Source organism: Fusobacterium varium (assembly GCA_021531615.1).
GTDB lineage: Bacteria > Fusobacteriota > Fusobacteriia > Fusobacteriales > Fusobacteriaceae > Fusobacterium_A > Fusobacterium_A varium_C.
Genome location: JADYUE010000034.1, coordinates 1 through 23,841 on the forward strand (window position 1 = coordinate 1; position 23,841 = coordinate 23,841).

22 protein-coding genes are annotated in these 23,841 nt (G+C 29.9%); 6 read left to right on the forward strand and 16 right to left on the reverse strand.

Going from position 1 to position 23,841, the window contains the following annotated elements:
- Window positions 1-120: 120 nt before the first annotated feature.
- The 7 genes from rpsI to I6E31_09660 all read right to left on the reverse strand — a co-directional run bounded on the left by rpsI (window position 121) and on the right by I6E31_09660 (window position 7,041).
- A complete protein-coding gene (gene rpsI, locus I6E31_09630) occupies window positions 121-519 on the reverse strand; it encodes a 30S ribosomal protein S9 (GenBank protein ID MCF2640224.1) in 399 nt (132 codons plus the stop codon).
- A gap of 16 nt (window positions 520-535) precedes the next feature.
- Window positions 536-970 (reverse strand): 50S ribosomal protein L13, encoded by a 435-nt coding sequence (gene rplM / locus I6E31_09635; protein MCF2640225.1) that lies wholly within the window; start codon window positions 968-970, stop codon window positions 536-538.
- Between the two features lie 119 nt (window positions 971-1,089).
- The gene (locus I6E31_09640; protein ID MCF2640226.1) at window positions 1,090-1,791 is read right to left on the reverse strand and encodes a hypothetical protein; all 702 of its coding nucleotides are present in this window, start codon (window positions 1,789-1,791) and stop codon (window positions 1,090-1,092) included.
- A 115-nt stretch (window positions 1,792-1,906) separates the two neighbouring features.
- Window positions 1,907-3,649 (reverse strand): flavocytochrome c, encoded by a 1,743-nt coding sequence (locus I6E31_09645; GenBank protein MCF2640227.1) that lies wholly within the window; start codon window positions 3,647-3,649, stop codon window positions 1,907-1,909.
- Window positions 3,650-3,729: 80 nt separating this feature from the next.
- The gene (locus I6E31_09650; protein ID MCF2640228.1) at window positions 3,730-5,454 is read right to left on the reverse strand and encodes a two-component sensor histidine kinase; all 1,725 of its coding nucleotides are present in this window, start codon (window positions 5,452-5,454) and stop codon (window positions 3,730-3,732) included.
- Window positions 5,403-6,083 carry a response regulator transcription factor gene (locus tag I6E31_09655; protein MCF2640229.1) on the reverse strand — a complete coding sequence of 227 codons (681 nt, stop codon included), beginning with the start codon at window positions 6,081-6,083 and terminating at the stop codon, window positions 5,403-5,405. Before I6E31_09655 ends, I6E31_09650 begins: the two co-directional genes overlap by 52 nt.
- Window positions 6,084-6,195: 112 nt before the next feature.
- Window positions 6,196-7,041 (reverse strand): phosphate ABC transporter substrate-binding protein, encoded by an 846-nt coding sequence (locus I6E31_09660; GenBank protein ID MCF2640230.1) that lies wholly within the window; start codon window positions 7,039-7,041, stop codon window positions 6,196-6,198.
- A gap of 207 nt (window positions 7,042-7,248) precedes the next feature.
- On the opposite strand from I6E31_09660, the gene pstC reads away from it, so the two are divergent.
- The 6 genes from pstC (at window position 7,249) to I6E31_09690 (ending at window position 12,851) form a co-directional block, all read left to right on the forward strand.
- Window positions 7,249-8,124 (forward strand): phosphate ABC transporter permease subunit PstC, encoded by an 876-nt coding sequence (gene pstC, locus I6E31_09665; GenBank protein ID MCF2640231.1) that lies wholly within the window; start codon window positions 7,249-7,251, stop codon window positions 8,122-8,124.
- A gap of 16 nt (window positions 8,125-8,140) precedes the next feature.
- A complete protein-coding gene (gene pstA, locus I6E31_09670) occupies window positions 8,141-8,986 on the forward strand; it encodes a phosphate ABC transporter permease PstA (protein ID MCF2640232.1) in 846 nt (281 codons plus the stop codon).
- Window positions 8,987-9,017: 31 nt separating this feature from the next.
- Window positions 9,018-9,782: a phosphate ABC transporter ATP-binding protein gene (pstB, locus tag I6E31_09675; GenBank protein ID MCF2640233.1), complete on the forward strand. Its 765-nt coding sequence runs from the start codon at window positions 9,018-9,020 to the stop codon at window positions 9,780-9,782.
- Window positions 9,783-9,828: 46 nt separating this feature from the next.
- Window positions 9,829-10,521 (forward strand): hypothetical protein, encoded by a 693-nt coding sequence (locus tag I6E31_09680; protein ID MCF2640234.1) that lies wholly within the window; start codon window positions 9,829-9,831, stop codon window positions 10,519-10,521.
- Between the two features lie 329 nt (window positions 10,522-10,850).
- On the forward strand, window positions 10,851-12,032 hold the full coding sequence (locus I6E31_09685; GenBank protein ID MCF2640235.1) for a M20 family metallopeptidase: 1,182 nt from the start codon (window positions 10,851-10,853) through the stop codon (window positions 12,030-12,032).
- A gap of 54 nt (window positions 12,033-12,086) precedes the next feature.
- Entirely contained in the window at window positions 12,087-12,851 is a 765-nt protein-coding gene (locus tag I6E31_09690; protein MCF2640236.1) for a transporter substrate-binding domain-containing protein, read from the forward strand.
- 120 nt (window positions 12,852-12,971) lie between these two features.
- On the opposite strand, the gene I6E31_09695 is transcribed toward I6E31_09690, so the two are convergent.
- The 9 genes from I6E31_09695 to I6E31_09735 form a co-directional block, all read right to left on the reverse strand.
- Entirely contained in the window at window positions 12,972-15,170 is a 2,199-nt protein-coding gene (locus I6E31_09695; GenBank protein MCF2640237.1) for a helix-turn-helix domain-containing protein, read from the reverse strand.
- 165 nt (window positions 15,171-15,335) lie between these two features.
- Window positions 15,336-15,911, reverse strand: coding sequence for an LUD domain-containing protein (locus I6E31_09700; GenBank protein MCF2640238.1), 576 nt, complete (start codon window positions 15,909-15,911; stop codon window positions 15,336-15,338).
- Window positions 15,912-15,920: 9 nt separating this feature from the next.
- Window positions 15,921-16,559, reverse strand: coding sequence for a lactate utilization protein (locus I6E31_09705; protein MCF2640239.1), 639 nt, complete (start codon window positions 16,557-16,559; stop codon window positions 15,921-15,923).
- A gap of 17 nt (window positions 16,560-16,576) precedes the next feature.
- Complete coding sequence (locus I6E31_09710) at window positions 16,577-17,995, reverse strand: MFS transporter (protein ID MCF2640240.1); 1,419 nt, start codon at window positions 17,993-17,995, stop codon at window positions 16,577-16,579.
- 46 nt (window positions 17,996-18,041) lie between these two features.
- On the reverse strand, window positions 18,042-19,232 hold the full coding sequence (locus I6E31_09715; GenBank protein ID MCF2640241.1) for a glycoside hydrolase family 88 protein: 1,191 nt from the start codon (window positions 19,230-19,232) through the stop codon (window positions 18,042-18,044).
- Window positions 19,233-19,268: 36 nt separating this feature from the next.
- On the reverse strand, window positions 19,269-20,681 hold the full coding sequence (locus tag I6E31_09720; protein MCF2640242.1) for a sulfatase: 1,413 nt from the start codon (window positions 20,679-20,681) through the stop codon (window positions 19,269-19,271).
- 433 nt (window positions 20,682-21,114) lie between these two features.
- Complete coding sequence (locus I6E31_09725; protein MCF2640243.1) at window positions 21,115-22,695, reverse strand: extracellular solute-binding protein; 1,581 nt, start codon at window positions 22,693-22,695, stop codon at window positions 21,115-21,117.
- Between the two features lie 159 nt (window positions 22,696-22,854).
- Window positions 22,855-23,691, reverse strand: coding sequence for a 5-dehydro-4-deoxy-D-glucuronate isomerase (gene kduI / locus I6E31_09730; GenBank protein MCF2640244.1), 837 nt, complete (start codon window positions 23,689-23,691; stop codon window positions 22,855-22,857).
- Window positions 23,692-23,731: 40 nt separating this feature from the next.
- Window positions 23,732-23,841, reverse strand: a 110-nt coding sequence (locus tag I6E31_09735) for an SDR family oxidoreductase (protein ID MCF2640245.1), incomplete at its 5' end; no start/stop codon positions are given.

Sequence of the window (23,841 nt, forward strand, 5' to 3'; positions counted from 1 at the left end):
GCGAAAATCACTGGAGTTACTTGAAAATTTATTTGTTTTTTCTACCAACACTATTTGACAAAGAGCCAAACAAAAAAGCCCACAAACATTGTGTTTGTGAGCTCTGTAAAATCCAACCAATTATCTTTTTGAGAATTGAGGACTTCTTCTTGCTTTTTTCTTTCCGTATTTCTTTCTTTCAACCATTCTTGAGTCTCTAGTTAAGAATCCAGCTTCTCTTAAAGCAGCTTTTAAAGTTTCATCAGATAATAAAAGTGCTCTTGATACTCCGTGTCTGATAGCTCCAGCTTGTCCAGAGTTTCCTCCTCCAACTACATTAACTCTTACTTCAAATTTATCTAAAGTTTCAGTTAATACTAATGGTTGCTCAACTATTCTAGAAAGAATTTGTCTTCCTCCAAAATATTCAGACATAGGTTTTCCATTTATTACAATTCCTTTTCCTCCAGGAATTAATCTTACTCTTGCTACAGAAGTTTTTCTTCTACCAGTTCCTCTATATTGAATCATTTCAGCCACTGTCATTTACCCCCTATTAAAATTCTACCTTTACTGGTTTTTGTGCTGTATGTGCATGTTCTGCACCTGCGAACACTCTTAATCTTGTTAGTTGTTCTCTTCCTAATTTATTTTTTGGAAGCATTCTTTTAACAGCTAGCATTAGTAGTTCTTCTGGTTTTTTTTCTAAGATTTCTCCTAGTCTTCTTTCTCTTATTCCTCCTGGGAATCCTGAGTGGTTGTAGTATTTTTTGTCAGTTAATTTGTTTCCTGTTACAACAATTTTAGCTGCGTTAGTAACTACTACATAATCTCCTCCATCAACGTGTGGAGTGAAAGTTAATTTTTCTTTACCCATTAATTTTTTAGCTATTTCAGTCGCTAATCTTCCTAATATTTGCCCTTCAGCGTCATAATGATGCCATTCTCTAACAACATCTTCTTTTCTTTGCATAAAAGTATACTTTTTCACTTTAATTTTTCCTCCTCAAATGTTATATCTTCTAATATAACGCAACGGTCCTTTGTGGGAAAGGTTTAATATACCTTATTATTATATTAGATTCTCTCTATTTTGTCAAGAAATTTTATTTATTTTTCATCAGCAATTTCTTGATTTTCTTCTTCTTTTTTCTCAGGTTGCTTAGGAATAGGATTTCCAAACATCCATTCAATTTGTCTTCTCATTCCTGTTAATTCAAAAACTTTATCTCCTACTACTAATCTATCATTTTCAGGAATAGCTATATGTCCCTCTTCTAATGGAGCATCTTTATCTAAACTTACTTGAATCTTAACTGCTTCCTCTACTCCAACAGGTTTAAATTCTGTTTTAACAGTTTTTATTACTCCATCTGTAGCAAGTATTTTAGCTATTTCTTCATCAGAGAATCTTCTTTGAGGTGGATAATCTGCTATAAATAAATCAGCTGTTTGGATGAATTTAACTTTATCTTCAGCTACTTTTTCAAATATATCTACTGTATATTTTCCTCTTTCTGTTACTAAGAATTTTTCTAAATCAACTATTTTCTTTCCTACTCCAAATGGATCTAACATTACTCCAAATTCTCCTTTAGTTATTAAAGAATCATCTGGTGCATTTAATCTTATTTCAAACATTGTTGGTCTTTCTAATTCTGAAAAAGTAAATACTATTGAAAGATTTACCATTGGAAATGGGAACATTGGTTGAATTAAGTTGTCAAAAGCTCCTAAAATATCTACAACTCCAGGAACTTGTGGATTTGGTTGTGCTTTGTATGCTGTAACTATACTTTTTAATTTTGGCATCTTCTTTACCCCTCTTTATTTATTGATTTTTAAACATTTACTTTAATATATCATATTTTTTTTAGCTTTGCAAACTAAAGGAGAGATTAACTCTCTCCTTTAGTAGAATCATTTTTTATTTCTCTTTAGCAACATTTTCTCCAGCTATCTTACCAAATACTGTTATATCTGCTAAAGCATTTCCTCCAAGTCTATTTGTACCATGGATTCCACCTGTAACCTCTCCAGCTGCATATAATCCAGGAATTATGTTTCCTTTTTCATCAATTACTTGAGCTTTTTCATTTATTTGAACTCCACCCATTGTGTGATGAACTGTAGGAATACGTGCTCCTGCATAGAATGGTGCTTTGTCAAATTTTATTCCTAATAGTTTTCTTCCATAAGCATCTTTTCCAGCATCAATTCCTTTATTATACTCTTCTATTGTTTTCTTTAGATTTTCTGCTGGAACATTTATTTTTTCTGCAAGCTCATCTAAACTATCAGCTTTCACTGCTCTACCTGCTTTTATTAAATCTCCTATTGATTCATTAAAATTATTTTTATCCTCTAAAGTAGGGTAAACCTTAGAATCAACTATTACCCACATATATGCATCTTTTTGGTTAAATAGAGCATTTGTCATAACGTCTCTTCTTTCATCTTCTGCTACAAAACGTTTTCCATCTTTATTAATAAATATTCTATCTTCAACTGTTGTTTCAATATTTCCACTTAAACTTCCTGTTACAGGATCTCCCATAGGTAAAAGTTGAATATCACTCATACCAACTAAATTAGCTCCAACTTTTTCAGCCATAACAATACCTGAAGCATCTCCACCTGGATGATTTGTTGTAAGAATATTTTCTGTTAATTTTGAGTTATATTTTTGTCTAAACTCTACATCTCCTGCAAATCCTCCAGTTGCTAATACAACTCCTTTATTTGCATTTAAAGTTATATTTTCAGTAGCTGATTCAGCTTTTACTCCAACTACTCTCCCATCTTTTTTTATTAATTCTGTGGCAGTAGTTTCATAAAGAATTCTTATACCATTTTTCTCTGCAAACTCTTTATGAGCTATAATTAATCCTGTTCCAACAGGAGCAGTAGGTTTATGACTTCTAGGATAAAGTGCTCCTAACACTGTAAATACCTCATCCTTAAAAGTTACTCCTAGACTTTCTAGCCATTCTAATGCTGGGTAAGCATTTTCAACTAAAACTCTAACTAATTTAGGATCCCCTTTTTTATCTCCACCTTCATATGTATGTTTAAAGTGTAGATCTACTGAATCTTCTATTCCTTGTGGAACTTGTCTTTTAGGGTCAACAGCATTGTATGCTCCTCCTGCTAATACTGTATTTCCTCCAAGTCTTGGCATCTTTTCAATCAGAATAACACTTGCTCCATTTTGTTTAGCTGAAGTAGCAGCTGCAAGTCCTGCTCCTCCTCCACCTATAACAACAACATCAGCAACATACTCTTGATTAACTCTTTTTATTTCAGCTTTAGGCTCTCTTTTTCTTAACTCTTTAATATCTCCACCAGCTGCTTTAACTGCATTAGTAATAGCTGTTAATACTCCTCTACTACTTACAGTAGCTCCTGCAACTGTATCAACACTCAATTTTTGTTTTTCAATAACTTCTCTAGGAACTCTTTCTAAGGCTACACTAGAAACAAAAGGTGTTTCCTTATTAGGTAGTACTTTTATATCCTCAATCTTATCTTTTGAAACTTTTACCTCTACTTCAACTTTTCCTCCATATCCTGCTGCTTCCCCTTTATATGTTCCAGGATTATAGGCAAAAGATGACATAGATATTCCAATCGCTAAAGTAGCTAGTACTAATTTTTTAAATTTATTCATATCTCCCTCCTAAAAAATGTTTTATAATTACATTATATTAGAATTAAGATACTCAGTCAATAAATTTAAGACACTTTAATTTATTTCATAACATAAAATTCAAAAGTTGTTCCTTTATTTTCTTCAGAAGTAATTGAAATTTTTCCTCCACATTTTTCTACAAGGTTTTTCACTATTGCTAATCCCAGTCCAGTTCCACCTAAATTGCTAGTTCTAGCTTTATCAACTCTATAGAATCTATCAAATACCTTATATTGCTCGCCTAATGGAATTCCTATCCCATTATCACTTACTACAAAATTATATCTGTCATTTTCCTCTTCTATCTTAATTTTTACACAAGGATTTTTAGAACTATTGTATATAATTCCATTTTCCACTAGATTTTTTAAGATCATTGTAACTTTTTCAAAATCTGTTCTTATATATTCATTTTCATCATTAACTTTAACTTCATACTGAATTTTTCCATTTTTTCTCTTTAAAACCATCTCTAAAGTTGTTTCTAAATTCTCTTTTATCTTATCTATTCCAACTTGTGTCATATTTAAAATATTTGAATTTTCTATCTTAGATATATTTAAAAAGTCCAAAACAATATTTTCTAATCTTTCAACATTTCCTTTAATCACATTTAAGAATTTTATTCTCATTGTTTCTGGAGCATCTTCTAAGGCAATTAAATATCCTTTTATATTTGTTAGAGGTGTTTTTAATTCGTGGCTGACATTGCTTATAAAGCTCTTTTGTACTTCAACAGCTTTTCTTGTGCTTGTAATATCTTTTATTGTCACTAATATTTGCCCACTAAAATCAATATGTTTTAAAGTAACTATAAAGTATCTTTTTAAAGCTTGAACATATACTTCCTCTTTAAAATTTTTCTTTTCAACAATTCCTTTTTTCATCACATCAATCAATTCAATATATCTTATACACTCCATGTACTTCTCTCTTGAATGATCAATAAGGTAACTTAAAACACTATTTTTTACTATAAATTTTCCATCATTATTCATCAATCCAATAAAAATATCAACTGATGATATAACTAAAGATAAAGTTTTTCTTTCACTTTGTAATCTTTCAATATTTTCTAAATTTTTACTTTGCCACTCTTTTAAAATGTTCCAAAATTCAAAGAACCATTTCTCCTCTTTAAGATAATTTATATTTTCCTTTTCTCCACTTTCTAAAAATCTCTTCATCTTTGTTATTTTATTATAGAAATCTCTTTTTATATAATTTTTATAAAAGAAATGAATAGCAAAGTTTAGAGCAATAAAAAATAGTACTTGAATAAATAAAAACTCTTTAATCTGTCTAAGTTCCTTTGTATAATCACTAGATGTTCTGATTATATATTCCTCTCCAAATTTATTTTCAAATCCTGTAGCATAGTAAGCAAAAACATATCCCATTGTTTTACTCTTTCTTATATCAAATCCCTCTTGCCCTTGTAGAGCCTCTTGAACCTCTTTTCTCTCTAAATGGTTGTCCATATGCTCTTCCCTTGAAACATTTTTAGAGTCATATTCTACCTTTCCATTTTTATCAATAAGGGTAAATCTCAAATCAATATCTGCAAAAATTTGACTGTATCTTTCATGTGAATTATCTTCAGCTAATCTTTTTACTAAAATAATATCTTGTTTTAATGTCTGTTTAGCTCTTTGTTGATACAGATTTGAAAGAATAGAGGAATTTAATCCTACAAATATTCCCTCTATAATCAATATCATTATAAGAGTTATTATCTCTTTTCTTCTAATTTGTAGCCAACTCCTTTCACTGTCTTTATACACTCAGCTAATTCTGGTATCTTATCTCTAAGTTTTGAAATATATACATCTACAGTTCTATCTCCTGTATAGTAGTTACTATTCCAAACTCTATCTAAAATCTTATCTCTTGTTATTACTAAATCTTTATTTTGAACTAATAACAATAATAGATCATACTCTTTCTTAGAAAATTCTATTTCCTTTCCATTAAAAGTTACTGTATGTCTACTTTCATCTATCTCTATATTTTTAAATTTATATTTTTCAACTTTTACTTCTCTATTTTTATTTTTTAAGAATTTCTTAATTCTTAAAACTAACTCTCTAGGGTCAAAAGGTTTTTTCATATAATCATCTGCACCTATTTCAAGCCCTTCTAATACATCTTCTATCTCTGTTTTTGCAGTAAGCATTATTATTATTGGTTCTCCATATTCAGAAGATATATCTTTTACTATTTTAGCAAAATTTTTCCCATCTAAATTTGGTAACATCAAATCTAAAACTACTAAATCATGTTTTTTCTCTCTCAACAGTTTTAATCCTTCTAAACCATCAGAGGCTCTATCCACTTCATAACCCTCTTTTGTTAAAAAATAAGAAATCAATTCTTGTATCTCTTTGTCATCTTCTACTATTAAAATTTTCATATTTTCTCTCCTAAAAAAATATTTTTCTATATTTTATATTATACCATAAAATAAAAATGCCCACTTAAAATTCTTCTTAAGTGGGCTAAAATTTTTAGTTCCTTATTTTAATTTATTTTACTGGAACAAATCCTTCATTTTTCATTATTTCTTGTCCTTCAGAAGAAACTGCATAATCTACTATTCCCTTAACTTCTCCTTCTCTTGCAGCATCTGCATACCAGAATACTTCTCTAGCTATTGGATAAGTTTTGTTAAGTACATTTTCTGGTGTTGCAGCTACTCCATCTACTGTTATTGCTTCTACACTACTATCCATGTATCCCATTCCAATATATCCAATTGCATATTTGTTAGCTTTAATTTCTTGTTTTATAGCTTCATTTGAAGGCATATATAGTGTTTTTGCACCATATTCTTGAGTTCCTTTAGAGTTTCCTTCTCTAATGATATGTTCTTTGAAGAATTCGTGAGTTCCTGAAGATGAATCTCTTGATAGAACTACTATTTCAGCATCTTCTCCACCTAGTTCTTTCCAGTTTGTAATCTCTCCTCTAAATACTTTTCCTAGAGTTTTATCATCTATATCTTTTACTGCATTTGTTTTATTAGCTATTATTGTAATACCATCATATCCAACTACTATTTCATCTACATTCATACCTTTTGCTTTAGCTTGATCTAACTCTTTTGATTTAATGTTTCTTGATGCCATAGCTATATCAGTTGTTCCATTTATTAAAGCTGAAATTCCAACTCCTGATCCTCCACCAGTTACTGCTATTCTTGCTCCTTTATGTCCACTCATATATTTTTCTACTATTGCTTGAGAAGCATTTAGAATTGTATCTGATCCTTTTATTTGTACAACTTTTGATCTTGCTTCTGATACTTGTCCTAATCCAAGTCCTCCAGCTAATATTAAAGCCATTATCATTCCATTTCTAAAAAATTTCATTTTATTCCTCCCTGAAAATTTTATTTTTTCTTTACGACTCAACTATATTCTTTACTTGTTAAACAAGTATTAATTTACTGTAAAACTCCTGTAAAAAACTTTTAACACAATTTTTACATTCAATTAATACATCATTAACAGAGCTACATTAAAATTAACATGATTTAATTAATTGAATAAATTTTTTATATATATCTAGGAGGTAAAATGTTTTCTATTAGGAGATTTAAAGATTCAAGTATGAAACATATTTTGTTTGGGGTAGGAGTTTCAAATATAATTATTATATTTCTAATCTTTCTATTTATATTCTCAAATGGAATGAAGTTTTTCGGTCACTATTCTGCAAAGGATTTTTTCTTTGGAGCAAAATGGATATCACTATCTGAGTTTTATGGACTATTACCATTGTTAGTAGGTTCTTTCTGGGTTACTTTAGTAGCACTTATTATATCTATCCCTGTTGGAATCTTTACTGCTATCTATATAGCTGAATATGCTTCTCCAAAAATGAGAACAACATTCAAAATTATAATTGAAACTATGTCAGCTATTCCATCAGTTGTTCTAGGATTTATTGGTCTATATGCCCTATCTACTATTGTAAAAGATCTTTTCAATCTAAACAGTGGACTTACAGCTCTTACTGGGGGAATAATGCTAGCTTTCATGGCAATTCCAACTATTGTAAGTATAGCTGATGACTCCCTTAATGCTCTTGATAAATCATATAAAGAGGCATCTCTTGCTTTAGGAGCTAATAAAGTAGAAACGATATTTAATGTTCTTCTTCCTGCTGCTTTTCCAGGAATCTTTGCTGGAATAATGTTGGGATTTGGAAGAATTATAGGGGAAACTCTTACTGTATTAATGATCACTGGTAACTCACCTATACTTGCTACATCACCTCTTTCTCCAGTAAGAACACTGACAGCAACAATAGCTGCTGAAATGGGAGAGGTAGTTCAAGGAAGTACTCATTACTTTGCTCTTTTTGCAATAGGTATAATTCTTTTCTTCATCAGTTTCATAACTAACAGTATAGCTGATAGATTTATTCAAAAATCAAGAAAATTTAATTAATCATAAGGAGTATAAAATGATTTTAGTCAAGAAGAAAAAAGAAAAAGTCGTTGAAAATTTAATTAAAATAGTTGGTATTCTCTCTATTATTCCAGTTTTTATCATATTAGGTTATATAATTTTTAAAGGTGTCTCAGCTATTTCATGGGATTTCTTAACTAAGATGCCTGAAGATGGAATGAGAGCTGGAGGAATCTTCCCAGCAATTGTTGGAACTATATGGCTTACTGTGGGAACTATTCTTATCTCTGTTCCTTTTGGAGTTTTAACTGGAATATACTTAGTTGAATATGCAAAAGATAACTGGTTAACTAGAATAATAAACTTAACAATTATTAACTTAGCTGGTATCCCTAGTATTATCTATGGACTTTTCGGTATGGCTCTATTTGTAATCTTTCTAGAGTTTGATGTGTCTATTCTTTCTGGATCACTTACATTAGGAATTATGTGTCTTCCAGTAATAATAACTTCTACTAGAGAATCACTTTTAACTATACCTAACCATTTAAGAGAAGCATCTCTTGCTTTAGGAGCTACGAAATGGGAAACTATTACAAAAGTAATTCTTCCTGCTGCTCTTCCTGGAATACTTACTGGAGTTATCCTTAGTATTTCAAGAGCTGCTGGAGAAACTGCTCCAATAATGTTTACTGCTGTAGCCTTTTACTTACCATTCTTACCAGAAACACCTTGGGATCAAGTAATGGCTCTACCTTACCACCTATATGTTATATCTACTCAAGTTCCTAATATGCCTCTTGAGTATATGACTGGTACTCTATTTGTTCTAGTTGTTATTACAATTAGTTTCAATCTTATTGGTGCTGCAATTAGACAAAAATTTAACAAAAATAATTAATTTTTAATATATCTAGGAGGAAATAAAAATAATGAATAATGATGATATTAGAATTCTTGTAAAAAACTTTAATTTCTATTATGGAAATTTCCAAGCATTAAAAAATATCAATATGGAAATTAAAAGAAATAAGGTTACTGCTCTTATAGGACCTTCAGGTTGTGGAAAATCTACTTTCCTTAGATCTATCAATAGAATGAATGACTTAATTTCTGGAAGTAGATATGAAGGTGAAATTATATTTGATGGAAAAAATATATTTGATAAAGATTGTGATATAGTTGATTTAAGAAAAAATATTGGAATGGTTTTCCAAAAACCAAATCCATTCCCAAAAACTATCTATGAAAATTTAGTTTATGCTCCTAAGTTACATGGTGAAAAAGATAAAGATAAGCTTGATGAGATTGTTGAGAGCTCTTTAAAATCAGTTGCTCTTTGGGATGAAGTAAAGGATAAACTACATAAATCTTCTCTAGGACTTTCTGGAGGACAACAACAAAGATTATGTATAGCAAGAGCTATATCAGTAGATCCTCAAATTCTATTAATGGATGAGCCTACATCAGCTCTTGACCCAATATCTACTGCAAAAATTGAAGAATTAATTAGACAATTAGAAAAAAAATATAGTATCATTATAGTTACACACAATATGCAACAAGCTTCAAGAATATCTGAATATACTGGATTTTTCTATCAAGGTGTCTTAGAAGAATTTGACAAAACTGAGCTTATATTTACAACTCCTCATAAGAAGAAAACCGAAGATTATATTACTGGAAAATTTGGATAGAAAGAATTTTAAATATAAAGCTTATAAGAATAATTAGGAGGGTAAAATGAAAAACTTGCAAGAAAGTCTTGAAGGACTTAATCAACATTATTTAGAACTTTTAAAAAATCTTAATAGAGTTTTAGATGTAAATATTGAAATGTTACACAATCAAAAATTTGAACCTGTTTTATATGGTGAATGTGTAGTTGTAGAAGATATTATCAATGCTTTTGAAGTTAAATTAAAAGAGGATTCTATTGTATCTATTGCTAGATTCCAACCAGCAGCAGGAAATTTAAGATTATTGATTATGTTAATCAATAGTGCTAGACTTTTAGAGAGAATGGGAGACCTTTTAAAAGCTAACTTAATTATTATCAGAGAGATAGAAAAAAAATCCCCTCAAGTTGCTCAATATCTAAATGAGATACTTTATCCAATGGTATCTAAGATAAGAACAATCTATGAAAGTTATATTTCAGCATTTATTAATAGTGATGAAAAAGCTCTTTATGCTCTTTTAACTCAAGATGATGAGATTGATGAACTAGCAGAAAAGAATTTAAAAGCCCTTATGGATATTATGAAAGCTTCTCCAGAAAATGTGGAAGGTGGAACTTATCTTGTTCTTCTAAATAAAAAATATGAGAGATTCTCTGATCATGTTATGCACTTAGTTGTAGATCTAGTGTATATTTTAAAAGGAGAAAATCTTAGAAAATTAGAGCTTTTAGAAGAAAAGAAATTAAAAAAATAAATTTTCTTGTTGACAATTTATTTTACTTGTGATATACCTAAAACAACAAAAGATTTTAAGTAAAAGGAGGTTCAAAATGTTTTTTAGCAAGTTAAGGATAAGGAAAAATGAAAATACTGTAAAAAATAAATACCTTATCTTTTTAGTGTGCTAGAGGACATTGTGTACTCTCAACTTTTATTTATAATTTTATATTAATATTTTTGTGCCAATTCTATTGAATTTTAAGGTACAATTTTATTGCATATATTTTTTAAAAATAATGTCAGTATAGCATTCTTGTTATACTGACTTTTTTATTTTAATAATTATTACATGGAGGGAAGAATATGAATAATTTAACAGAAAAACTTTCAACGCTTTTTGAAACTCACAAAGAGGAATTTAAAGAACTAAATGAGTATCTTTATAACAACCCAGAGTTAGGTTTAAAAGAGGTTAAAGCTTGTGCTGCTCACACTGCAATCTTAAAAAAATATGGTTTTGAAGTAGAAACTGGTTTTGCTGGATTACCAACTGCTTTTATTGGAAAATTTACTTTAGGTAAAGATACTCCTAAAATTGCAATACTTGCTGAATATGATGCTCTTCCAGGTGTTGGACATGGATGTGGACATAATATTTTTGGTGTAACAAGTGTAGCTGCTGGTATCATGGTAAAAAATATTATGGAGAGTGAAAATATTCAAGGACAAATCCTAGTTATTGGAACACCTGCTGAAGAAACAAATGGAGCTAAAGTTGATATGGCTAATCAAGGTATCTTTGATAATATAGATGTGGCAATGGCTGTACATCCTTGTGGAGAAGCTCATTTTAGAAGTGGAAGTTCTCAAGCAATGGAAGCTATTCAATTTACTTTTAAAGGGAAAACAGCTCATGCTGCTGGTGCTCCTCATGAAGGAATAAATGCTCTTGATGGTGTTCTAATGCTATTTAACTCAGTAAATGCTTTAAGACAGCAAACTATTGAAACTGCTAGAATACATGGAATTATAACTAATGGTGGAAAAGCAGCTAATATTATACCTGATCTTGCTGTGGCTAACTTCTATGTAAGAGCTAAAACTCTTGACTACTTAAAAGGATTAGTTGAAAGAGTTAAAAATTGTGCTAAAGGAGCTGCTCTTGCTACTGGAACTACATTAGAGATGATGAACTATGAAACAAGTTTTGCTGACCTTGTAACAAATAAAAAACTTTCTGAAACTTATGAAAAAAATCTTCGTTCTTTAGGAGTAACTGATATAAGATCTAAAGAAAGTGGAGGTTCTACAGATATGGGAGATGTAAGCCACTGTTGTCCTACTATTCACCCTAACTTCCCATTGACAACTAAACATCTTACTGGACACAGTGTAGAGTTTGCTTGTGCTTCTATTGCTCCTGAAGCTTACAAAGGAATGAAAGAAGCTTCTATATCTATGGTACTTACTGCATTAGATATATTTAAAGATCCTGAACTTTTAAAAGAGATCAAAGAAGAATTTAATACTACATTTAAAAAATAAACTAATAAAATACTTTTTACAAATAATTAAATAAACTACTTGGAGGAATACAAAATGAAAAAATTAATACTACTTTTTATGATTTTAATCTCATCTTTTGCTTTTGGAGCTAAAAAACTTTATGTAGGAACAAATGCAGAATTTAAACCTTACGAATATTTAGAAGGAGATAAACTTGTTGGATTTGATATTGAACTTATGGAAGCTGTTGCCAAAGAGATGGGATATGATGTACATTGGGTAAATATGGGGTTTGATGGATTACTTCCAGCACTACAAATGAAGAAAGTTGATGCTGTTATTGCTGGAATGTCACAAACTCCTGAAAGAAAAAAAGCTGTTGATTTCTCAATACCATATATGAGCAAAGTAAAAGGTGAACACTATGTTATTGTTAATGAAAATAGCACTATGACAAAAAAAGAGGAACTTAAAGGTAAAAAAGTTGGGGTTCAAATTGGAACTATTCAAGAAGAGTTTACTTTAGCACTTGGTGGAATCCCTCAACTATACAATGCTTGGACTGGAGCTTTAATGGATTTACAACAAGATAAAATTGCTGGAGTTATCATTGCTGATGTTTCTGCAGAAGCATATTTAAAAAATATGACTGGACTTAAAAAAATAGATGTTGTTATTGATAATCAACCTGGAGCTTCTATTGCTTTTAGAAAAGGAGAAACTGAGTTAGCTGAAGCTGCAAGTAAAGCTATCTTAAAACTACAAGATAACGGAGAATACTTAAAAATATTACAAAAATACTTCCCAGAAAAAGTTGAAGAATTTTTAGCTATTCAAAAAAATAAAGCTACTAAATAATATTTTAAAAAATAGGTTTAAAATTTCAAAAAATAAGTTTATAATATATGTAGCTAAAGATGATATCCATCTTTGCTATCATAAAAAACTCCACAGCCCTAACTGTGGAGTTTTTTCTATCTAATCTTCTATTATTCCAAAATATTTTCCAGGAGATACCCCTTCATACTTTCTAAATGTTCTAATAAATGTATTAGAACTATTATATCCTACTAATTCAGCTAAATCCTTTATTCTTAGCCCACTATTTCCCTGCATAATCTCTTTAGATTTTTCTATTCTATATATACTCAGATAGTTTTTAAAGTTATCTCCCATAACCTTTTTAAATAATACACTTGTATATTTAAAAGAGTGTCCTAAATGGTCAGCAAGATTTTCCAATGAGATATCTATCATATAGTTTTCTTCAAGATATCTTTCTATCTTTATCTTTACACTTTCTATATCATTTTCCTCTTCCATCTTAGTAAGTTTACATATAGATAGTATTTTTTCTTGGAAAACATTTTTCAAATCTACAGCATTATTAATCTCTAGTATCTCATTAATTTTATAAGCTTTAATATCAATATTTTCATTTACTTCATTTAATTGTAAAAGTATTCTATTTAACGTATTATAAAGTAATACTCCAAACTCTCTAACATACTTTTTATCAATTACTTGTCCAGATTTTTGATTGAACATCTCATCTATTATTCTCTTAACACTTATCTCATTAGAGCTTAAAGTCCTCAATATAAGCTTAGATTCAACTTCAATAGGGTAATAATACTTATCAAAACTATTCTCTTTTAATCTATCTTGGAAAATTACACTATTTTGTTTATAAATATATTTATAGTCTAACATCTTTTTAGCTGTTCTATAAGCTTTTGGCATCTGTAACACATCATTATATACATTAGTTACCACTAAACTAAATTTTAGATTAAAGTTTCTATCAATATGTGAAACTAAGCATTTTAAAACCTCTTCTAGTTCCTCTCTTGTTAGACGTTCCTCTAATATAAAGGCTATACTTTTATAATCTATTCCTACGACTTCACATTTAACCTCTTCTGAAAAGTATTTTAAAACAAGATCTTTTGAGAGATTAAATTTATCAAAGATATTCTCAATAGAGTCAATATCAAATATCTCCATTATAACAACTCTATAACTTTTTACTTTAAATATCTCTGAAACATCATTTAAAATAGTTAAATCTAAATGCTCAGTAATTCCAGTAAGATACTCTTTTATTCTCTTTTGTTTCTGATAATTTCTAAGATTTAATATTTTACTTTGCAATGAAAGATTAATATTTTGTATCTCTTCTATCTTATTTTCAATATATTCTAACTCTTTTTCATCTTTATTTTTTATATATCCCATTTTTTTTGCTAACTGCTTAATTGGAATTATTATAAAATGTCTCCCTATTAGAATTAAAATATAAATTACAATAAAAATAGAAAATACCTTAGCAAATTCATAAAATACTATTTGTAAAATATTTATTGGTGGTTGAATATATAATAGAGTCAAATCAAAAGATGGAAGATAAAATATATGAAATTTCTTCCCTAATAATCTCTCTATATAACCTTCATCATTAAATATCTCTGTTTTCTTATTATTTAAAATCTCAACTAATTGCTCTTTTACTTTTCCAATTTTATTATTATTATTTCCTAAATTAATTAGTTCATTATTACTATAAATATACCATCTTTCAGCTGTCGGCATAATTTCAGAGAAAAAGTTATTTCTTTCTAAAGAGATTATATAACTTATAATAATATCATTTTGTGTCTTTATATCATCAAGGTATATATTTATATCCTCTTTAAAATAGTTTATATATTTTTCTCTATTCTCTACATCATTAGGAAAACCTATTGAACTATAAAACTCCTTTTTATCTGTTGTTCCATTTAATGTTGTTACTGAACTGGAAATATTATCTGCTACACTTACTAAATATCCCAACTTTCCATAAACACTATTTCTTTTCTTCAGCTCTAAAAAAAGTTGAGTCTTATTATAAGGTACATTTTGATTACTTGCTAAACTCATAACATAATTTTTATATTTATCACTAGATTTAAAATCATATAGAGTCATAGTTACAACTTCAGCTTTTCTTGCTAAATCATTGTATAACCTTTGGCTATTGCTCTTCTCCTCTAAATTTATATTCTTAACTTCATTATAGGAAGATAAAGTTATAATTATTAATATAAGCATAAGTATCCCTATAATCTTATTTCTTTTTGATTTTTTCCCCAATCTCCTCTTTAATCTATCCTTTAATTTTAATATATCTAACAATTTTATTTCCTTTCTATATAGACATTGTATATTATTTTTAATTATCAAACATATTATATCAATTTTTAGAATTTTTATAAAGGAGTTTTCACATTTTAATCAATACTTATTTCCAAAAAATAAAAAAGTTTATCTGAATGTTTCCACTCAAATAAACTTTTCTCTCTATAGTCCTGTGTCTTCTGTTGTAATTACAAGTGATATTCTTTTGCTGAATTTTCTACCATTTTCAATTATTCCAATGCTTAGTCCATCATTTTTATTTTGTAATTTTTCAGCTCTCATTTTATAATATTTTTCATGCTCTGCAATCTTTTCAAAACCACTATTTAAATCTTTAATTATTTTATTTTCTGATATTAAAATAATTATATTTTCTGCTCCAAATAGTGCTGAACTTGTGTTATAATCTCCTACTACTAGAATTTGTCCATCTTCTGTAATAAGTTCTCCCTCTATTATAGCCATTTCAGCTAGAAGAGATTCTCTTTTAACTTTTTCAGAGTCTTGTCCAAATCTATTATAAAATTTAAACTCTTTTAATTTGCTGATAAATTCATCATTCATAAGTTCCCAAGAATCACCAAGTGCTACTGTCTGTTCCCTATTTAGAAGAGATAATATTTTTTCTTGTGCATCTTTCACAGAAAAAACTCTATGTATAAGATAGCCTTTATCTAAAAGAACTTCACAAAGTCTATCTAACTTTTTCTCTTTATACCATCTTAAATTTTCTTCCATCTTAATCTCCTAATATCCTAAATTATCATTTATTAGTATAACTCTTGTTTTTCCACATGGTCTTTCCCCATTTTTGATTACTGATACAAAATTACACATTCTCATATCAGTACTACAATTTTCACATTTTCCACTGAAATTACAAGGAGTTTTATGATTTAGTCTTTTAGAATTTAAAGGTCCAGCATAGTAAAGTCTTTCATACCCTTCAGTTATATCCTTTACTATTTTATTTACACCAGTGATAACTATAACATTATGAGGTCCATAAGCCATTCCAGCTACACGATTTCCCCCTGAATCTATCTGCATTAGAAACCCATCTTCAGTGATAGCATTTGTTCCTGTTACAAGGAAATCACTTAATAGTGATTCCCTCATAACTTTAACTGTTGCTGGCCAAGTAGGTTGCTTAAATCTTTCAAAGAATTTATATTTTTCGCTTCTAAATTTTTCAAGAAGTCCTGTCATATTTAATGTAACAGATCCTCCCATACTGATAGAGCTTCCTTCTGGAATAAGATCCATAGTTATCTTTTCAGCTTCTTCAACTGTATCTACACAGATTACTTCAAAACCATTATTTTTTAGACTTTTTACTGTTCTTTCAACTTTATCTTTTAACAGTAATGCTTTTATCTTTTCCATAATTCCTCCAAAGAGAATTATTTAGCTTCTTTTCCTTCTCTTCTTAATCTTAATGTTTCAGCGTTAGCATCAACTCTTTTCTTAGATAGAGGATATACTAACATGAACATGATTACAACTAGTGTAAATAGAGTTGCTGGTGCTACTGTAGCAAGTTTGTAAATTCCGTTTAGAACTTCTTGAGTTTGTTCTTTAACTCCAGGTTGGAATCCGATGATTGCAAGAGCGTATCCAACTAAACTACTTCCAAGAGCTTGTCCAACTTTTCTTGAGAATGAGTAGATTGCATATAGAGTTCCATCTTCTCTTCTTCCAGTTTTGATTTCAGAATCGTCAATAACGTCGATGATTGCTCCCCAAATTACATATCCAAAGAATGTAACTCCTGAGAATCCAACTGAAGCGATTCCAACATAAACCCAAGGGTTTTTAATATTTAAGAAGCTTAATGTAGCAAATACACATGCAGCAAATCCAACCATTAAACTGATTGATTCTCTTTTTCCAAGTTTTTTAACTACTAATGTAACTAGTGTTGCCATTCCTAAAGCGATTCCTAATTTAATAGCATTGTATGTTGATAATGCAGCTGGCATTTTGAAGTAGTAAGCATATAGGTAAGCGTTAACTCCTCCAGTTAGTAGGTTACCGAATATTAGACAAACAGTTCCTCCTAAGATTCCTAGCATTGCACGGTTACTGAAGATCATTTTTACTGATTTACCGAATGAAAGTCCTTCTTTTGCTAGAGGTGGAACTTTAATACGTTCAGTAGTTAATTGGTAACAAATGAAGTAACAAATAATAGCAACTATTGAAATTCCTCCAGCAACTACTGGGAAGATATCTCCATTATTTCTGATTAATACTTGAGTTGCTCCATCTTTAATTACACGTTCGTAAATGATGATTGGTCCAAAGAATCCAATGATAAACTCTCCAATGTAAGCTCCCATTGCTCTGAATGTAATAAGTGATTGTCTTTCATCTGGTTTATCTGTGATAGCTGATGCCATTGCTCCATAAGGAATATTAACTCCAGTGAAACAGATACTTCCATATAGTAAGTAAGTTATATACATGTAGATAATTTTAAAAGTCATTGGTTGATCTTTTAATCCTGATTGATATAGTAAGAAACTTGCTATTGCAACTGGTGCAGCCATGATTCTTATCCATTTTTTAAACTTACCATCTTTACCTTGAGGTGTAATGTCAATAATTCTTCCCATTGTAACGTCTGTAAATGCATCCACTAGTCTTGATACTAGGAACATTGTTGCAACAACTTTTGGTGCCATTCCCCAAACTTGTGTATAGAATACCATTAGGAATTGACTTACAAATACTAGCATAACGTCATTTCCAAAGTCCCCAAATAAATAACCGATCTTGTCTCTCATACCAAAAGGTCTGAATTGTTTAGTTTGTTCCATTTTCCTTTGCTTTCCTCCTAAATTTTTTTATAATTTAAAGTTCTTTTTACCAATATTTATTCCAATCTGGTTTCATTATTCTTACAAGAGCTTCCATGTAGAAGTAGTCTCCCCACATACAACATTCATTTACACCAGAACCATTTGGTTTACTATATACAGAATCTGTTAATAGTCCATTTGATCTTTCTATGTTTTTAGTTGTATAGTTTTTAATTAATGATTTCATTATTGCTTTTACTGCATTTGAGTAGATTTTTTTATCTGGATCTGAATCTGGAAGATATTTTATCATTTCAAGCATTCCACAAACTGCTATTGTAGCTGCTGAAGTATCTCTTTCTTCTCCTGATGTTTCATCAAACATTAAATCCCAGTAACAGATGTTATCCTCTGGTAGGTGATTTAAGAAGTAGTTTGTTACTCTTTTGAATAGAGTAATGAATTTTTCATCTTTTAAGTAGCTATATGCTAGAGGGAATCCATATACTCCCCATGCTTGTCCTCTTGCCCATGCTGAGTTATCTGATGCACCTTGTGCTGTAACTCCTTTAGTTGGTTTTCCTGTTTCTGGGTCAAAGTAGAAAGTGTGATGAGTTGAACTATCTTCTCTTACTACTACGCTTGCTGCTGTATGAAGATGTTTTGCAGCTATCTCTCTATATTTAGGATCTCCAGTAACTTCTGTTGCCCAGAATAATAGAGGTACGTTTAAGTTACAATCTATTATTAATCTATAAGCTGTAGGATCATCTAGATCTCCCCAAGCTTGGATAAATTCACCTTTTTCTTTATATCTTTTGATTAGGTGATCTGCTGCTTTTAATCCCGCATTTTTAGCTCTTTCATTTCCTGTGATCTTATATCCTGCAACTACTGAAGGAGTATATAGGAATCCTAAGTCATGGTGATTTACTGCAACTTTATTTGTAATTCTTTCATCATAACTTTTGATTTGGAAGAAAGCTGTTTTTCTATATCTTTCTTCTCCTGTAATTTCATATGCTAACCATAGCATTCCTGTCCAGAATCCACTTGTCCAGTCGTCCCATTCTCCACCATTTAAAATTCCTGGATATACATAGTTTGTACTGCAAGGTCTTGGGAAAGTATTAATAAAAGTTTTTGTATTTCCATCTATTTTTGATAATGCTTCATGTAATGCTCCAAATAGCATTTCTTGTGGAAAATCAACATCTTGAGAAAATCTTTCTCTGATCTCTTTTTTTAATTCCATGAGTTTTGCCTCCTAGTTTCTATATTCTTTAAAAAATTAAAATTCAAATTTATCGTTGTATTTAACAGCCCATTCTCTTAATTTAGCTTCTAATTCAGCAGCTACTTCATTTTCTGAGCAATCATTTAATCTTATTGGATTCATTTGGTATGGATCGTTTATATTATCATATAGTAATCTTTCGATTCCGTGTGCCATTGTGTATCCTCTATTTATTGCATAAGTATATTGTTTTGTTCTTATAGCTCTCCATCCAAAAGCAACATTTTCTTTTCCGTGGCTTCTGAATTCTTCAATAGCTCTCATTTGTCCAGGGTATCCAGTCATTATTGCATAGTTTTCTACATCGCTTCCATTTACTATAACTTCTTTTAAGTCAATTCCTTGAACAGATTCAGGAATAGGAAGTTCCATTAATGATAATAATGTTGGCATAATATCAACACCATTTAATACAACATCTGTTCTTCCTTTAACAAATCTATCTCCATATTTAATAAGGAATGGTACTCCAGTTGATTCTTCAAACCATACGTGTTTACTCCATAGTCTGTGAGCACATAGCATTTCTCCATGGTCTGCTGTTAGAACTATTATTGTATCATCATATATTCCATTATCTTTTAAATTTTGTAGAAGTCTTCCAAAGTTTTCATCTATTCCTGTTACAGCTGCAAAATATTTTCTCATTACATCTTGATATTGCTCATCTGTAAAGTTTAATCTTGGGTTAACACTTTCTGTATGATCTGTTACTCCAGTTAATAGTACATTTGGATTAACTTTAAATTTCTTATCTTTATACATATCCACATATTTTTGTGGTACTAAATCTAATGGAGTGTGTGGTGGGTTCCATGATAAGATAAGTGAGAATGCTTCATCTTTATTTTTATTAATGAATTCTATAGCCTTATCTGTTTCATGTTCAACTGACCATTGATCTATTTGTATCATTTTATTATCATCATGCCAGTAGTGTGGTTTTAAATGTTGATCATAAGTTCCATATGAATACCAGTAATCAACACCGTGTCTTCTTTTTCCAGGTGGTGTAAATGCGTCCCAATCTCTTGCTCCAGATACTGGCTCAGGATTGAAGTTTACTTCTGGACTATCTAAGTGCCATTTTCCTATATATCCTATTTTATATCCATCATTTTTTAATACATCCATTAATGTTACATCAGTTTCTCTTAACTCTAAGTTTGGTAATCCTGGTTTGCAGTTTGTCCATACTCCGTGAGTTACTGGATGTGTTCCTGTAAACATTGTAGCTCTGTTTGGTGAGCATAGTGGACAAGCACTCATGGCATTGTCAAAGTTTAAAGCTTCTTGTGCAAAACTGTCTATATTTGGTGTAATTACTTCATCTTTTTCCATGAATCCCATAGCGTCTCTACGCCATTGATCAGCAAAAACAAATAATAAGTTTGGTTTTCTTTTCATAAATCTATTCCTCCTTTAGTTTTATGCTTTTGTTTTTATTCTTGCATTTCTGTCAAAATTCTTTCTATATTTTTCATTTTCTTACACTACGGAGTATATCAGATTTAAAAAAAATGTAAATCTCCACTATTCATCTAGAATAATGATTATTTAGTATTTAGTATTTTCTATATATTTTTTCATTATTTTTAGTATTTTTTTTAGTAATTTTTTTATACAGTTTTAATATTTTTTGCTTGTAAATTAGAAATAAAGATTAGTTATGCTTGAAATTGTTTTTTTTATTCATTTTTCTTTTATTTTTTTGATTTTATTTTCAATTTTTTCACTAGTTTTTCTTATTCAAATTTCTATCTTGATTTATGAATACATTTCTTTTTATAAAAATAAAGAATGGTTCCTAATAGTACACTTAATTAGAAACCATTCTTTTCTATTTGTTTATAAATCTTCTATATGCTTGCTTTTGTATTTCTTTTGCTCTCTCTAGTCCAGCTTTATTTAACCTATAAATGTAATTATTCCAATCTTTATCTACATTTGAAACCCCTAATATCCAAATTTGTGCCATCTCCTCTGTTATTGATCTCAATTGCATCTCTATTTGTGATAACTCCTCTATCTCTTCCATTGTATACTTCAATGTTGGTAGAGGATCTTTTACTACACCAGATTTTATATACAGATCCATATCCTTAACTGTTCTTGGATCTGCCCACTCTCTCTCATTATTTGCATCTTGAAACATTCCTAATCTATATTGAGCTCCTGTTTCCCTAAGCACTGCTAGTGGTGGACGTCCTTGAGAATCTTTCAATATTTTATCTGTAAACTTTGGTTTTCCATCTACTAAAATATAGTCTTCTCCCTCTACTCCAAAATTCCACAATCTTCTTCCCTCTTCTGTATACCAAAAATCAAAGTATTTAATTATTGTTACTGGATCCTTTGCTTTTGAAGTTATAGACCACCCTCCTAAATAGTTAGGTCTTGAAAATGAAGTTGTCTTTTTTCCATCAAATTCAGGTGGTAAAATTACTGAAAATTCAAAGCCAGGTATATTCTTTTCAAGACGACTATTATAGTTTCCAGTACTTGAAAACCAGTCACAAGTAAACCCACCTATATTGTTATTTAAAATATAATCTCTTGAAGTTAAACTCCTTGTTAATACCTCTTGATCTATCAGCCCTTCTTCAAACCATTTAGCTATCTCTCTTATTGCTCTTCTATACTCTGGTTGAGCTGGTCCATATACAGGATTTTTTCCACCAGAGTTATACCAAGTAGATTCTGCTTTAAATATATCTAATAATGCAGTTATAACTTTATTTATAGTATTTCCCCTTATAAATACTGGTATTTCATCTTTTTTACCATTTCCATTGGGATCTTTATCTCTAAAAGCTATTAGAACCTGATAAAGTTCCTCTACTGTTTTAGGTTCTTTTAATCCTAACTTTCTCAACCAATCCTTTCTAATATAATATCCTTGTGAAGTTCTTATATTTTCATAATCATTATAGTTAGGTATCATATATATGTGTCCATCTGCTGCTACTGCATCTTTTTTATATTCAGGATTTTTATCAAAAAATCTTTTTATATTTGGAGCATGTTCCTCAATCAATTTTTCTAAAGGTATAACTTTCTTTTCTGCTCCTAATTTTTCCAATTCTTCTGGATATTCATATCCAATAATATCTGGAATATTTCCAGTTATCAACATAAGTTGAAAAGCTTGTACCTCATCACTTTGATTTCTTGAGGCTACCCCTTTTAATCTTATATTTGTCATCTCTGTTGCTTTTCTAAAAACAGGAAGTTCTCCATTAAAAGCTTTTCCCAAATGTATTGCAAATATAGTAAACTCTTTTAGCTCCTTTGAAATTAAAAATTTGCTTTTTTCATCTACTTTTATCTTCTCATCTTTCTTAATTTTATTACATCCTAAAATTAGAAATAAAAGAGTAATTATTAAATATACTTTTTTCACTTTTCCTCCTGTATTCAATAATAGTCCTTGTTCTCATTATAGCATTTAACTTTTTTATTACAAAATAATATTTTAACTAAAATATCTAAGAGTTTTAAATAATTTAATTAAAATATTATATAAATAAAGGAAAGGTTAAAACCTTTCCTTTATAAAAACATAAATTTAATATAATTATTATCTTAAATCTTCCATTGCTACATGGTCCATATCAGTAAATGTTTGGTTTTCTCCAACCATTCCCCATATGAATGTATAGTTGCTTGTTCCTACACCAGAGTGGATTGACCAAGATGGAGAGATAACTCCTTGTTCGTTAGCCATGATGATGTGTCTAGTTTCTGTAGGTTCTCCCATTAGGTGGAAAACTCTTGTTTCTGGTTGCATGTTGAAGTAGAAGTAAACTTCCATTCTTCTTTCATGAGTGTGGCATGGCATTGTGTTCCACATGTTATTTGGTTCAAGAACTGTCATTCCCATTAATAATTGACAAGATTTACATACTGCTGGGTGAACATATTGGAATATTGTTCTTTCGTTTGAGTTTGCTAAGCTTCCTAATTTAACTGGGTTAGCTTTTTCTATGTCAATTTTAACTATTGGATAAGTTGTGTGAGCTGGTGCTGAGTTTACATAGAATTTAGCTGGGTTAGCTGAATCTTCTGATGTAAATACTAATTCTTTAGAACCCATTCCAACATATAGTCCATCTTTTGGATTCATTTTGTATTCTACACCGTCTACAACTATTTTACCTGCTCCACCGATGTTGATTACTCCTAATTCTCTTCTTTCTAGGAAAAATTCAGATCCAAGTTCTTTACTTCCTTCAAGTCTAACTTCTTTAGTTACTGGCATGATTCCTCCAGCAATTATTCTGTCAACGTGAGAGTAAGTTAAAGCTGCTTCGTCTGCTTCAAATATAGTTTCTATAAAATAATGTTTTCTTAATTCTTCAGTTGTGTAATGTTTTGAATCTTCTGGATGATTTGCATATCTTACATCTAATTTCATTTTATCTCTCCTTTATATTTAAATTTATTTTTTTATTGAACTATCTAACTAGCCATCCACCATCTACTGCTAAGATGTGTCCGTTTACATAGTCTGATGCTTTACTTGCTAAGAATACTACTGCTCCCATTAAATCAAATGGATCTGCCC